The organism is Chamaesiphon sp. GL140_3_metabinner_50 (assembly GCF_025361915.1).
Taxonomy (GTDB): domain Bacteria; phylum Cyanobacteriota; class Cyanobacteriia; order Cyanobacteriales; family Chamaesiphonaceae; genus Chamaesiphon.
The window spans coordinates 1-14638 of record NZ_JANYJC010000227.1; the positions used below are offsets into that span (position 1 = coordinate 1).

General features: G+C 45.0%; 13 protein-coding genes. 5 read left to right on the forward strand and 8 right to left on the reverse strand.

Annotated features, from left to right (window positions below):
• Positions 1–136 precede the first annotated feature (136 nt).
• Entirely contained in the window at positions 137–2284 is a 2148-nt protein-coding gene (glyS, locus tag Q0R35_RS11255; RefSeq protein WP_295617757.1) for a glycine--tRNA ligase subunit beta, read from the forward strand.
• 132 nt (positions 2285–2416) lie between these two features.
• Positions 2417–2959: a hypothetical protein gene (locus tag Q0R35_RS11260; RefSeq protein ID WP_295617760.1), complete on the forward strand. Its 543-nt coding sequence runs from the start codon at positions 2417–2419 to the stop codon at positions 2957–2959.
• A 44-nt stretch (positions 2960–3003) separates the two neighbouring features.
• Here the strand turns inward: Q0R35_RS11260 and Q0R35_RS11265 are convergent, their stop codons facing one another.
• From Q0R35_RS11265 to hmpF, 8 genes are all read right to left on the reverse strand, one after another.
• Positions 3004–3336: a DUF5615 family PIN-like protein gene (locus Q0R35_RS11265; protein ID WP_295617763.1), complete on the reverse strand. Its 333-nt coding sequence runs from the start codon at positions 3334–3336 to the stop codon at positions 3004–3006.
• Complete coding sequence (locus Q0R35_RS11270; RefSeq protein WP_295617766.1) at positions 3333–3563, reverse strand: DUF433 domain-containing protein; 231 nt, start codon at positions 3561–3563, stop codon at positions 3333–3335. Before Q0R35_RS11270 ends, Q0R35_RS11265 begins: the two co-directional genes overlap by 4 nt.
• Before the next feature lie 44 nt (positions 3564–3607).
• Entirely contained in the window at positions 3608–4060 is a 453-nt protein-coding gene (locus Q0R35_RS11275; RefSeq protein ID WP_295617769.1) for a hypothetical protein, read from the reverse strand.
• A gap of 161 nt (positions 4061–4221) precedes the next feature.
• Positions 4222–4788 carry a pseudouridine synthase gene (locus tag Q0R35_RS11280; RefSeq protein WP_295617772.1) on the reverse strand — a complete coding sequence of 189 codons (567 nt, stop codon included), beginning with the start codon at positions 4786–4788 and terminating at the stop codon, positions 4222–4224.
• 15 nt (positions 4789–4803) lie between these two features.
• Positions 4804–5919, reverse strand: coding sequence for an LptF/LptG family permease (locus tag Q0R35_RS11285; protein ID WP_295617775.1), 1116 nt, complete (start codon positions 5917–5919; stop codon positions 4804–4806).
• A gap of 54 nt (positions 5920–5973) precedes the next feature.
• On the reverse strand, positions 5974–6702 hold the full coding sequence (gene lptB / locus Q0R35_RS11290; protein WP_295617794.1) for an LPS export ABC transporter ATP-binding protein: 729 nt from the start codon (positions 6700–6702) through the stop codon (positions 5974–5976).
• Positions 6703–6739: 37 nt separating this feature from the next.
• Positions 6740–7480 (reverse strand): LptA/OstA family protein, encoded by a 741-nt coding sequence (locus Q0R35_RS11295; RefSeq protein WP_295617778.1) that lies wholly within the window; start codon positions 7478–7480, stop codon positions 6740–6742.
• Between the two features lie 507 nt (positions 7481–7987).
• A complete protein-coding gene (gene hmpF, locus Q0R35_RS11300) occupies positions 7988–9712 on the reverse strand; it encodes a pilus motility taxis protein HmpF (RefSeq protein ID WP_295617781.1) in 1725 nt (574 codons plus the stop codon).
• 758 nt (positions 9713–10470) lie between these two features.
• Between hmpF and Q0R35_RS11305 the strand changes: the two genes are divergently transcribed.
• The 3 genes from Q0R35_RS11305 to Q0R35_RS11315 all read left to right on the forward strand — a co-directional run bounded on the left by Q0R35_RS11305 (position 10471) and on the right by Q0R35_RS11315 (position 14419).
• Positions 10471–10836 (forward strand): response regulator, encoded by a 366-nt coding sequence (locus tag Q0R35_RS11305; protein WP_295617784.1) that lies wholly within the window; start codon positions 10471–10473, stop codon positions 10834–10836.
• A 10-nt stretch (positions 10837–10846) separates the two neighbouring features.
• Positions 10847–11374, forward strand: a complete 528-nt coding sequence (locus tag Q0R35_RS11310) for a chemotaxis protein CheW (RefSeq protein ID WP_295617787.1) — start codon at positions 10847–10849, stop codon at positions 11372–11374.
• Positions 11375–11638: 264 nt separating this feature from the next.
• Complete coding sequence (locus Q0R35_RS11315; RefSeq protein ID WP_295617791.1) at positions 11639–14419, forward strand: methyl-accepting chemotaxis protein; 2781 nt, start codon at positions 11639–11641, stop codon at positions 14417–14419.
• The last annotated feature ends 219 nt before the right edge of the window (positions 14420–14638 follow it).

Genomic DNA, 14638 nt, shown 5'->3' on the forward strand with positions numbered 1-14638 from the left:
TGTCCTAACCGATATAGCAACTGCCATACATTCAAAGATATCTTTGTGGCTGGATTCGCTCTATAATATGAGGCTTAGATTTACTTCAATCTTCTGTTAAATAGATATTTTTAGCTGTAATTATTAATTTTTCAATATGTCCGATTTTTTGTTAGAAGTTGGTACTGAAGATTTACCCGCAGGCTTTGTCGGCGATGCGATTCGTCAGTGGGAAAAGATGATTCCAGCCAGCTTGGCGGCTGAAGCTTTGAGCGATAGTAATATTCAGATTTACGGTACGCCACGCCGTCTGTCAGCAATTATTACTAATTTACCCGATCGGCAGCTCGATCGGGTCGAAGAAATTAAAGGCCCTCCAGCCGCAGCCGCTTATAAAGATGGCGTACCAACTCCCGCAGCGGTAGGGTTTGCTAAAAAGCAGGGTGTAGATGTTGCTAGTCTTGAATTGCGCCCCACAGATAAGGGTGAATTTATCTTTATCACCAAAACGATCGCGGGGCGAGATACCAAAGATATTTTGACAGAATTAATCCCGCAGTGGATTTTTAAATTAGAAGGTAAAAGACTGATGCGCTGGGCGAATGGAGATCTAAAATTTCCCCGTCCGATTCGCTGGTTGGTAACATTATGGAATGATGATATTTTACCGATCGAGATTGTTAATGGCGAAGATGTAGTTAAGAGCGATCGCATTTCTCAAACTCATCGCGTCCTTCATCCCGAACCAGCTTCCGTCGTTTCAGCCGCTCAGTATTTAAAAACCTTGGCTTATGGGTTCGTCCATATAGACCAAAACCAGCGCAAAACCGATATTCAGCAACAGATTCAAGCTGCGGCGACCAAAATGGGCGGAGTCGCCGAAATTTATCCCGATTTACTCGCCGAAGTAGTCAATCTAGTCGAATATCCCACCGCCGTAGTCGGTAAATTCGACGATGAATTTCTGAATTTACCACCCGAAGTAATTACCACCGTAATGGTGACGCATCAGCGATATTTTCCAATTTTTACAGATAGCACCAAACAGAAATTATTACCAAACTTTATCACGATCTCCAATGGCGACCCGGCAAAGTCAGACATTATTGCCGCAGGTAACGGGCGCGTCGTGCGGGCGAGATTAGCCGACGGACAATATTTTTATAATGCCGACTTAGCTCAACCATTAGCCGACTACTTACCCAAATTAGAAACCGTCACATTCCAAGCCGATTTAGGATCTGTCAAACTTAAAGTCGATCGGATCGTTACTAATGCTAACTCGATCGCAGCTCAATTAAATTTAACTCCCCAACAGTCTCAAAATATCTCCCGCGCAGCCTTACTATGTAAAGCCGATCTCGTTACCCAAATGGTCGGCGAATTCCCCGAACTCCAAGGGATAATGGGTTCCAAATATGCGATCGCCAATGGCGAATCGATCGAAGTAGCTACTGCAATTGTAGAGCATTATTTACCCCGCAATGCCGAAGATAGCCTTCCCCAAACCTTAACCGGGCAAATCGTCGGCATAGCCGACAGGCTCGATACATTAGTCTGTATCTTTGGCTTAGGCATGTTACCCACAGGCTCATCCGATCCATTCGCCCTGCGACGTGCGGCAAATGCAATTATTAATATTGCCTGGGATGCAAACTTAGGCATCAATCTAGAACAATTAATCGCTAAAATTGTCACCGAATTTAAACAAATCCGCACCCAAGTAAATACCGCCGAACTCATCCAACAATTACAAGACTTCTTCATTCAAAGATTGCGAAATCTCCTCCAAGAAGACAAACAGATCGACTACGATCTTGTCAACGCCGTCTTAGGTGAAAACGATCGCGAATATACCCAGCGCGCACTCACAGACTTACTCGATACCCGCGAACGCGCCCTATTTCTCCAACAAATTCGCGATAACGGCACCCTAGAAAGTATCTATCCTACCGTCAATCGATCGAGTAAACTAGCCGCCCAAGGAAACCTCGATACCCAACAATTAGCACCCACTCAAGTAGTCCAAACTAGCCTCTTCAAAAAACCCTCAGAGCAAGCCGTCTACGATGGTTTAATTGCCCTAGAACCCCAAACAAAAGCCGCTCAAGCCTCCCGTAACTATCAACAGTTAATCGACGCTCTAGCGCAGCTTACACCCGCAATTAGCAGCTTCTTTGATGGCGAGGATAGTGTATTGGTAATGGACTCGAATCCAGAGATTAAAACCAACCGATTGAATCTATTAGGATTGGTTCGCAATCATGCGCGGGTATTGGCTGACTTTGGATCGATCGTCAATTAGTCAAATTGTAGGTTGGGTAGAGCAATAGCGAAACCCAACGAAAACACCAACATCTAGAAATGTTAAATTTCATTCTTTAACCCAACTTACCATCTAACTCAAAAAACAAATTCTGATTTTGTAGTTATATAAATGAGCCGACTATTATTTTTCATAACGCCTGAAGATCTCTTTTCAGTTCTTGAGAAATTAAGAAGTATTAACAATATATTTGTCGTTTTTAGATGCTTCCTGTCTGATAATGCAGAAGCAGGATTTAAAATTTTAAATCCTGAAGATAATCTACATGCTGCATACAAGACAGGTAATTATAAGCAGATTTATATATCTATGGATGGATTGCCTGTACATGCTCAAGATTGGCAATTCACTGATAGAAGTGCTGATAATTTAATTGTGATAGATGGAGGTAGAGTTCAAGGAATTCATCTTGAGATGTGTGAAGCAAGAATATTCTCAAAGACGACTAATGCAAAATCAATTTTCAATAAGCTAAGAAGACTTGTTATTAAAATATGTTCTGCACAAGGTTTGTATACGAAAACAGGACGGTTGTACAAAAATATTTATTATGACAATAGAATCTTAGATTACGAATTTCATTTCGATCTTATTCATGAGGATCGAGCATACACTCTTGTCAGAGAAGTCGATCTATATATTGTCGAGAGCTAAATTACAAATTTGCAGAGCTGTAGCGATCGAACTTATTTAGTATTTTATGATAAAGCAAGTAGCGATAAACTATCATCCTCATAAAATAATTTAATCGCGTTAAAGTCCCGACGCAGCAAATTTTCGACTTGTAATGTCGAACAATTTCCCAGACGCAGCCAAATAACTTTTGGTGGATTTCCAAATACTAAGCTCAGGTCGTGCATGTCCGCGTCTTTTGAAACAATCATCAAATTATTGTCTTTTGCATAATCCCAAACGATGGGATCGATTGTTGCTTTCATCCCGACATCTCGAACGTGAAGTGAATCTGGGAAAAGATCGCTTAAACGATTTGGCAACTTGGGTGACAAGTTTTCGTCAAAAAGTAGTTTCATGCAGATAACGGAACAGTTATAAACCGACGTTCGCGGTCAGCAGCATAAGCAATACAGGCTTTTAAATCTTCTCGTGTCAAGTCGGGAAAATCATCGAGAATTTCTGCTTCGGTCATCTCAGAAGCTAGGTATTCAAGCACTTCATAAACTGTAATTCGCAAGCCACGCACACAAGGTTTACCACCACGTTTATTTGGTTCTATTGTAATGTGATTTCGATAGTTCATAATTAAAATAAAGATTGTTTTACTGGATTTATAATATCTACCAGCTAATTCCCTAACACTAAATACCAACGCCCTGCATATAATTTCAATTCACCCTTACTTTGATATTCGATCGCGATCGAGTCATCAAATCTTCGCTTAATCCCCGCCCGATCGATATAATTACCACTAATCTTGGCATTCCAGAAAGTGGGCTTAGATTTGGTATATTTAACCTGACGATTTTTGACTTGATGCCCACCAATTTTAGCAATTTTAGCTCGAACTAGTTGACGCTCGGCAGGAGTATGTTCTGGTATTAATCGGAGCATTGAAGTTTCGTTTCGATTTTCCAGCGAGATCAGATATTGTTCGATAACTCGATCGGGTGTAGCGGCACCATATTTCTGATGATGCGTTCCGCAGGATTGTAGCAAAAATCCCATCGCGAGTGCTACGATAATTAAGATCGATCGCCAATAAATTGAGGATTTACTAGATAATTTTAGTGCCTGCATATCAACTAACTCGCATCCATAAATATCAATTCGATAGCAGAGCGATCGTTTAATTTCTATCTCTTATCTCTTATCTCCGAACTCCGAACTCTCTTGAAAAGGTGCTCTACTTGGGGAAACCCCAAGACCGCACTTTTCGCTCCGATCTCCCATCTCGATTGCTATTTTCTCTTTAAGGTTTTAACTTCAGCACTAGTAAGATCTCGCCAAGATCCTAATGATAAGCCCTCAAGGGACAGTAACCCGATCGCGACCCGAACCAATCTTAATGTGGGGAAACCGACGGCGGCTGTCATGCGGCGGACTTGGCGATTTTTGCCTTCGGTAAGGGTTAATTCTAACCAGGCGGTGGGGATATTTTGGCGATCGCGAATTGGCGGATCGCGTGGTGGTAAAGTTGGTTCGGCGGTTAATAATTGAACTCGTGCGGGTTTAGTGCGATAATCTTGGACTTCTACGCCAGTCGTTAGCCGCTCTAAGGCTTCATCGTCGGGAATCTTTTCTACCTGTACCCAATAGGTGCGTGGGTGTCCGTACTGAGGATCGCTGAGTCGATGCTGTAACCTGCCATCATCGGTTAACAATACTAAACCTTCGCTATCCCAGTCTAATCTTCCGACTGGATATACATCGGGGACGGGGATAAAATCTTTAAGTGTCTGTCTGCCATTCTCGTCGGTAAACTGGCTGAGAACGCCGTAGGGCTTGTAGAAAATGATATAACGCATACGTCTAAGATTAGTCTATTTAGCAGCTTGAGCGACCAACCAGCACCCGATCGCGAGTCCGATAAAATTGGGCAACCAACCAGCTAAAAATGGTGAAATAATTTCAGCTTGCCCTAATGCTCCGCAAACAAACATTACTAGATAATAGCCAAAAATCATCAGCACGCTGACTCCAAAACTAGTGGCTTTACCAGTGCGTTGCGGGCGAATTCCCATCGCCGAGCCGATTAGGCTAAAGACGATACAGACGAATGGTAATGCTAATTTATTCTGAATTTTGACAGCTACCGAGAGAATTTTTTTATTATCGCCGCTGAGTCTAATTTGCTCTAAATAATCCATCGATTCAGACACACTCATATCGTCAGGGTTTTTGTCTGGTGCGGCTAGTTCAAATGGAGATTTAGGTAATTGAAGTTGTTGGTGTTGGAAGGTGACGATGTTCCGATAGGAAGCATCGGGAGAAACTAAATAAATAGTGCCGTTACTAAAGTCCCATGTATTTTTCTCGCTGTCTAAAACAGCCGACTCAGCGTTAAGAATTTGGCTGAGTTTGCCATCTTGTTGCGATCGATCGACGATCGTCAAACCAGTCATCGTTTTACCATCGAATTTTTCGGCATAAAATAACCGTACCAAAACCTGTTCTTTATTACCATTCCGAACGACTTCTTTATATTCAGGAACGATAATATTTTCTTTTTTAAATGCTGGCTTCTCTTGTTTTAAGGCTCTAGTGAGTGTCGTTGTCGCGCGTTGGCTGGCGATCGGTACGACTAGTTCGTTAAAAAAGAAGGTAATTCCTGTGACAATAAAGCTTAAAATTACCGCAGGTAATATCAAACGATAAACACTAATGCCGCAACTCCGAAAAGCAATAATTTCACTCGAAGCCGAAAAACTGCCATAAGTCATCATCCCCGATAGCAGAATCGACATCGGGAAAGCATAAACTATGTACTGTGGCATTTTTAGAGCCATAACTTCGATCGCAATAGTAATCGGTAAGCCAGCCTCAGCTACTTGTCGAACGAGATCGAATAAACTCCCGACTGCTAGTACGATCGATGAAAATGCACCAACCCCAAATAAAAATGGCATTAGTAATTGAGTGATGATATATCGATCCATCACTGAAATGCCTGGAAGTAAAATTCGTGATAAACTGAAATTATTCACTATTACCTAAACTTGAAAATTACTACCTAAATAATATTGACGCACCAACGGGTTAGCATACATTTCTTCACTACTACCAGAGGCAAATACTTGACCTTCGCGCATAATATAAGCTCGATCGGTCACTGCTAAAGTTTCCCGCACGTTATGATCTGTAATCAGAATTCCCATATTTCGATCGCGTAATTTGGCAATAATTTTCTGAATTTCTGCGACTGCAATCGGATCTACTCCGGCAAATGGTTCGTCTAAAAATAAGAATTTTGGCCCATCGATTCCTGCTGCTAACGATCGGGCGAGTTCAGTCCGGCGGCGTTCGCCTCCCGATACCTGGTTGCCAAGTGTATGTATCACCTTTTCTAGATTAAATTCGGTTATCAACTCTGTGAGTTTGCGATCCCAAAGCTTGCGCGGTACTTTAGTTTGTTCTAGTACTAGCAAAATATTATCGAGCACGGTTAAACCCCGAAAAATACTTGCTTCCTGTGCTAAATAGCCAATTCCCAACCGCGCCCGCTGGTGAATCGATAAACTGGTAATATCTTCATCATCCAGCCAAACTTTGCCCTGATTGGGCTTTTCTAGCCCAGTAGCGATATAAAATGTGGTGGTTTTTCCCGCACCATTAGGGCCGAGCAAACCCACAATTTCACCCTGCGCTACCGACAGACTGACACGATTAACAATATTTCGCTTCCCGTAGGATTTATGAATGTTTTCGAGGATAATCTTCACGGGATACAGTATTGACGATCGGGTAAAATTACGCTCTTTACTGACTGCTATTTTTGTCGGGAATGACATAGATAGATTGGACGGGGATGCCCGGTTTTTGCTTGGCGACAAATCGCCCTTCTTCAATTAAATAGGTAATGGTATCGCCCTGGAGACTACTGCCATTTTGCACCACCAGCACATTGCCAGATAAAACGATTTGGTTGCCCTTGATATTATATTGCGCCGTATTTGCCTGTGCTTGGAGCTTTTTATCGGGGTAGCTGAGTCGCACGTTCCCGCGTGCGGTGACGATTTCGGTTTTGGTATTGGCTTCTTGAGTATTCGCGAGGATCGTTAACCCTTTGCCGCCCTGTTCGGGGATGATATAGTTGCTGCGAACTTGTTGCTTTTCCTTAGGATTGGCGATAAATTTACCTTCATCGATTAGATAAGTCACGCTTTCGCCTGCGAGAGTATTCCCTTGCTGCAAGATGGTGACATTACCCGTCAGGATGATGCGCTTTTGCTTGATATAGTATTGCGCCAGATTTGCTCTAGCTTGAATGTTGCGACTGGGGTAGCGCAATTGGACATTACCGCGTGCGGTAACTACTTGAGAGATCGAATTTGCTTCTTGAGTATCTGCTTGGATCGATAGTCCTTGCGGATTGGGCTGCTGGGCTTGAACGCGGATTGGTGGCGGTAACGAGATCGTGCCACAAAAGACGATCGCAGACAACAGCAGTAGTCGTCGCCAATCTCGGTAGCGGTTAAAAGTGTGAGTTAAGCGTTGCATGTATTAAATCTTATCTGGATTTGGCAGTCCCGATCGCTCGGATGGCAAAAATTTCCCGATCGCACTCGCAGGCGAGACTAGCCGGAATATTTAAATGCTCGACTTCCTTGACGCGCTAGATTTATGATTAGTTTCGATCGATCGTCATCGGCGATTACCAAAAAAAACAGCCCCGACTTATACCTAAAGTCGGGGCCAATACGGTTCGGTTAGCTTCGTTTGAGATCCAAATCCCCCAACCCCCTTAAAAAGGGGGCTTTAAAGTCCCCCTTTTCAAGGGGGATTTAGGGGGATTCCAACCTAAGCCGGAGCAATTAGAGCGAGATCTGTTCTTAACCGAACCGTATTGAAGTCGGGGCTGTTTTTTGGCAACAGAGGTTAAATGCCCTCATCCCCAGCCCTTCTCCCTGAGGGAGAAGGGAGAAGGGAGCCGGAGCCGGAGCCGGATTCAAAGTCCCTCTCCCTGAGGAAGAGGGATTATGCGAGACAAGACAGGGTGAGGGTTATTTAACCTTCCATCGGGATGCCATGAACGAGATTATTGAGTAGAGATTCGATATTTTGCATCGCCTGTTGACTTTCGGGTTGATGTTCCGATCGATCTGCCAATCCTGCTAATTCTTGCTTAAAGGCATCGATCCGATCTTGTAACGGTTGCATTAACTCTTGATATAGAGCCACCTTCGCCACTAATTCAATCGATACCTGCGTGAGGAGTTGCTGTTGGCGTTCGAGTGCTTGGACTTGTTTTGACTCTTGGAGATAAGCTTCGACCTGACGTTCGATTTTAGCTTTAGTTTGGTCGATCGTGCCTCGGAGATTATCGAGATCTGCGGACATCTGAGTCAGTTCTGACTGCTGTTGTTGGCGTTGGCGATCCAATAGTTGTAAAACTGCTTCCCATTCGACCTGGGAGCGATCGGCAGCCTCTGGGGGATGACCTTGACGGTGACGGAGGACGCGATTGTGAATTTGCAAGAATGTCTGACGTTCTCGCATGGTTTGGCGTTGACCGTCGAGGGTACGATCGAGCATACTATAGCCATCGCGTTCGTCGGCGAGATCGGCTTCGAGCTTGAGTTTATCGAACTCATTTGCGACAGTAATCGCTTGTTGGAGTTCGTCGATGGCGACTTGTTTTTCTTGGAGTTCTTCTTCCTCTAAATGGACGAAATGCACCGATCGATCGACTTCGGTTTGGAGGTTTTCGACGATCGTTTGCAATTCGCCAATCGGCATTGATTCCAATTGTGCGAGATCGATTTTATGGGTATCCCCAGTATCGACACTACCACCTTTAGACATTAAATAAATCTTTTGGTAGTTTTCTTGCTCTAGTTCGATCCGGATTGCCAAACGGCGGACGTATTCTTGCTGGGTACTCAAAGTATGTTGCTGAACTTCCCAGGCAGTTTGCGTTTCTTCGAGGGCAGTTTGTAGCTCTTGAAGTTGCTGATTGCGGCGATCGATTTCTTGGTGTTGGCGATCGAGTTCGGCTTGGGTTTCGGCGACTTGTTGTTGGTGATGGCTCAGTTGTTGCCAATGGCTGTTGAGGAGATCTTGTTGAGCTTCAACGGCTGTAGCGGTAGTTTCTAGTTGCTGAGGATCGAGAGCGCGTGCGCTAGAGCCTAATTGATGCAGAGCCGCCCGAATCTCATCGACTTGCTGTTCGCTCAACGAAGTGCAGATCGATTGCTGTTGCCGATCGAGATGTTGTTCTTTAACTTGCAATTCTTCCCATTTAGTGGCTAGTTCTTGACGTTCGCGTTCGTGTTGTTCGATTGTTGATTCGATCGCTTGTGATTCTTGAGTCAACCTGTCAAGTTCGGAACGAGTATTTTCTAACTCGACTTCGCGTTCGTAAATTTCTTCTTGGCGCAACTGTAATTGTTGAGTTTGTAAGCTCAACGATTGTCGCCAACTTTCAATTTCGTCACCTTCTTTCTTGTATTTTTCAATCTGACGCGAGAGATTTTGGAGAATACCAACGAGCTGTTTGCCAGCATCGCGTAATTGCGATTGGATTTGCCGATTGGCATTCATATCGACCAATACCAAAACGCCGGGATTGAAGTTATTTGCCTCATCCGGCGCGGCGACTAACTCTTCGCCAGGGATCGCACTCCAATTTTGTTCGGTACGCTGACACGCCAATAATTTGAGTTCGGCTTTAGCTCTACCGCTAATATTGAACCCAGATTTTGGTTTTTGGATTTCTGCTAGATACAACACGTTAGTATTCCCTTGTCTTATATAAATAAATTTAGGTTTTTGCCGAGCCTACAGAAATTGAATAAGTTAATCCATATTATAAATCTGAGCCAACAGAGAATTTGCGTCGTGTCAAACACTACTCGACATTAGGTGCTAAAGATAAATCCGATCTGCTTCCTCTCTAGAGTAGATCTCATTTGGGAGAAGATCGAACTTCGTCAAGCTATCGTTACGCGCAAGGCGCGGCGTGCTACTGAGATCGCAGTTGTGCTGGTGGCACGGTTTATTTAGCTACAGCAGCCATCTGGGGAGGGTGTTCGCCACAGGAGCAAACTAAATCGACTCTTGCCTCAAGTAGGGCAGTATTATCGATCGCCACTATATATACACCGACTGACGACCCTCATCAGCATAAAATTTAATTGAATTTTCGATCGATCTTGGAGATTGTGAAACAAATTAGTGAATGTGTGGGAAAACTGAATGTAGCGGACATTAATGCAGATCGATCTTGGCTGCTGTTTTACCTCAACAGCACCGCACGATTTCCACCGCCGAGCAGTCTTGCTGCTCCGGGCTCGCTGTCCATCCCAGTCCTCCCTTAGGACGAGATGGAACTCTCGTCTACACACAAGGCAAGCAGCAAAGCCGTACCGCCCAGTCTAGCGCGTTCTATAAGTATTAATTATGAAGTTTCTATTTTATGTTTAGCAATTACTATAGACTATTGACATTTACCAGCTTAGTATCCATCTACCCTATCGATTAGCAGATATATGAAAACAGTTCTAGTTGTGGATGATAGTACCGCTCAGCGGGAAATGATCAAAGAGCTACTCCAAGCTAGTGGAATGACAGTAAATGTCGCGACCGATGGCGAACAAGCTGTAGCAGTCGCATTGGAAATCGTGCCAGACATCGTAGTGCTCGATGTGGTCATGCCCAAAATGAATGGTTATGAAGTGTGCCGCACGCTGAAATCTCATCCCAAAACCCAAGATGTACCAGTAATTTTGTGCAGTTCTAAAAGTGAGGATTTTGATAAACATTGGGGAATGCGTCAAGGTGCGGATGCTTATGTCTGCAAACCATTCGAGCCAGTAGAATTGCTCACTACCATCAAACAGTTATTGCGAAATTAGGATCGGTCTAATGCTCAATTTAGATTTTCTCACCAGTGAAGATGCGCCCAACTCTAATGAGGTGAGTGCAGTTAGTCAAGATGGCGAACTATGTTTGCGCTTCGATGTACCTTCTGGAAATGAGTTCGCGCTACCTGCTTCTGGCGTGCGCGAAGTTATGTCTGTTTACCTCGATCGAATTACGCCAATTCCGAATGCTTCACCTTTTTTATTAGGTACGTATAATTGGCGCGGTCAAGTAATTTGGGTCGCTGATATCGGTCAGTTTTTAGGCGACTTAGTATTGGTTAATACCGACCAAAACGAAGTTACCGTGCTGATTGTCGAAGAACAAGAACTAGTAATGGGGTTTGCCGTCCGCACGGTGGCAAATACCGAATGGTTGGATGTCGATCGAATGCTGGCGGACGATCCCCAGATTCCGGCGGCGATGACTGGTTTTGTCAAAGGAATTTACCCTGCGACTAGCCCTGATGCACCCCCATTACATTTACTCGATCGAGTTGCCATTCTCCGCTCTTCGCACTGGACGATCTAATCGTTACCATTGCCAATTAAGAGTTTTATTGCGGAGATTTAGAGCTAATACTTCGATAAAGATCGTGCTAATCGGTCGAACCCCACTCGCGATCGATTAGAACTACAGCTATTTTCGTCATTAAGACTGACAGCAACGCCTAAATTTACTGCAACCGCAGGGTGCAACTATGCTCGGTCGGCGAATAAAACTTATAAAAATCCATATTTCATAAAATTAGCTAGTTATTGACACAGAACCAAAATGATTTCTAATGCCGATCGTATGCAAGACTATACCCAAGATTATCAATTAGCCGAAGCTGCTTATCTTCAAGGTAACTATGAAAAAGCTGCCGCCATCATCGACTCGCTAGTTACCAAATTTCATGACGATCCCAGCGTCCGCTTATTGCGCGGACACATCTATTGTTATGGTCTCTATCAATATGAAATTGGCAAGAAAGAGTACGAATACGTGCTAAAAATTGCCACAGATCCAGAATTTATTCAGTTTGCCAATAGTGGCTTAGAATATGCCACCTCTTGCCTGAGCCAAACGAGTGCGTCGAGCGTGCAAGAAAGCTTTAATGGTGGCGATTCTGGCGGACATTATCGCGATACGAGTGCCGATTCAGCCGAGTTACTAACTTGGAGACAACCAGAAGATCTCACGGCTGATGAAGATTTCGATCTGGCAGCACTCAACTTTAATGTCGATATGTCGGGACAACTGTCTCCCAATCAAGGCACCGACTTTTTTGCGATCGAAACTAATGCTCCCAGTCAAAAGCCACCACCAGTAGCCACCGGATTTTATAATAACGAGCAAGAAACGCTCACCGATGCCTTTGCTTTTGGGTACGATCGCACCGATAATCCTAGCAACCAGCTCTTTGAAGATTTACCCTTAGCGGCTACCTCTGAAGCCGCAGACGATACGGGCTTTTTCAATATTTCACCAGCCGCACATCGCGCCTTTGCAAGCTTCGACCCCGATCTGGCTGATGAAAAAGCTACCGCCGTTACGCCGCCAGTTGCCGAGCCATTAGGAGTTGCCGAACGACCGACATTAGTGACCCCCGTTCATCATGCTCCCGCTCCAGAGCAAGTGGAGTTTTCAGTCGAAGATATTTCGGATGCGCTGAATGAGATTAGTGGTGCCTTACCAATGGCTTGGCCCCCAACCGCTCAGTCATCATCCGAAACTCCCAGTTGGATGAGTGCCAACTCTATCGCCGACAATTTTGACAGCCCGCGAGTTCAAAACAATGACGCGGCTCTCGATGGTTTCGATTTAGCAGTGGCGCAAGTTTTTCAAGATACATTCCAACCCGCCGCCAACATGTCAACTAATTCGCCCGAACCGACACCCAAGCCCCAGTTTACGGGGATCGATCGGCAGTTAGCATCGATGAACGATGATGGCCCTCAATCTGGATTCTTCGACATCCCAGATAATTTTCTCGAACAGCCAGTCCCATCGGCAATCGTCTTGCCTAAATCCTCTGGCATGTTTGACGATAGTTCGACATTTATTAATGGTGTGTCGATCTCTGGCATTAAAAATCAGCCCGGTGGCACGATTAGTAATATCTATCGAGAAGATAGTCCGAATATGACTAATCTCAACCCTTCACAAGGCATGTTTGCACCGTTTGAGAATGCCTCATTCCAGAAAAAGCAATGGCTGATTTCTGGTGCGGCGGGATTAGGTGCGGCTGTGGCGATCGCTAGCGTGACTTTTGCCACTAGTATGGGTCTGGCTCCGAGAGATCCCGCTCGCGAACCGCTCCAAAAAGCGGGCGCGTTAATGATGCTCGTTGGCGGTTTGACTAGTTTTGGGATCACCAAAATTTTGACTGGTCGTTATACCAAGCAAGTAAGTCGCAGTGTCAGAGATCTGCAATCCAATTTCGAGCAAGTCGCTCAGGGCAATATGGGCGCAAGAGCGTCGGTATCTTCTCAAGATGAATTGGGTCTATTATCTTCGTCTTTTAACTACATGTTGCAGTCGGTGGTGACTAGCAACTCTGAAGCCCAGCGCAAGGCTCGCGAAATGGAATTGGCTAAAGATGAACTCCAACGCCAAGTAATTCGCCTCTTGGACGATGTAGAAGGCGCAGCACGCGGCGATCTGACCGTGAAGGCGGAAGTTACCGCCGACGTACTCGGTGCGGTTGCCGATTCGTTCAACCTCACGATCGACAGTCTCCGCCAAATCGTGCAACAGGTACAAGTTGCCGCCGTTCAGGTCAACCAAAGTTCGACCGAGAGCGAGGCATTCGCCCGACGGTTATCATCGGATGCACTCAGTCAGGCTGAAGAATTAGCCGTAACGGTAAACTCGGTGCAAATGATGACCGCTTCGATCAAACGGGTAGCCGAAAGTGCCCGCGAATCGGAAGAAGTCGCTCGGACGGCATCTTCGACCGCGCTCAAAGGTGGGGAAGCGGTAGAACGGACGGTAGCGGGTATTCAAGAAATTCGCGAAACAGTAGCCGAAAGTACCAGAAAAGTCAAGCGTCTGGCCGAATCTTCGCAACAGATTTCGCAAATCGTTTCGGTAATTTCGCAAATTGCCTCGCGTACCAACTTACTCGCGCTCAATGCCAGTATCGAAGCAGCCAGAGCCGGGGAATCGGGGAAAGGATTTGCGATCGTTGCCGACGAAGTTCGCCAGTTAGCAGACAGAAGTGCCAAAGCACTTAAAGAAATCGAGCATATCGTACTCCAAATTCAAAGCGAAACCGGGCAAGTAATGGCAGCGATGGAACAAGGAACCCAACAGGTAATCGCAGGTACCAAACTCGCCGAACAAGCCAAACGATCGCTCGACGATATTATCCAAGTATCCAATCGCATCGACTCACTAGTGCGATCGATTACCTCGGATACGATCGAGCAACGCGAAACTTCTAAAGCAGTCACCGAAGTTATGCAATCGGTCGAAATTCAAGCTCAATCGACTTCTCAAGAAGCCCAAAAAGTATCTTCATCGCTCGAAAATCTAGTAGTCGTCGCGCGGAATCTGCTTACTTATGTCGAGAGATTTAAAGTCGAGTAGTTGAGGGAAGTGGATAGTGGATAGTGAATCGCTATCCACTATCCCCCAATACGTTTCGGTAAGCTTCGTTTGAGATCTAAATCCCCCCACCCCCATAAAAAGGGGGCTTTAAAGTCCCCCTTTTTAAGGGGGATTTAGCGGCGGTTTTATTCTGGGGTTCCCCCAGAATAAAAAACCGACAAGACAGGGGGATTCCAACCTAAGCCGGAGCAATTAGAG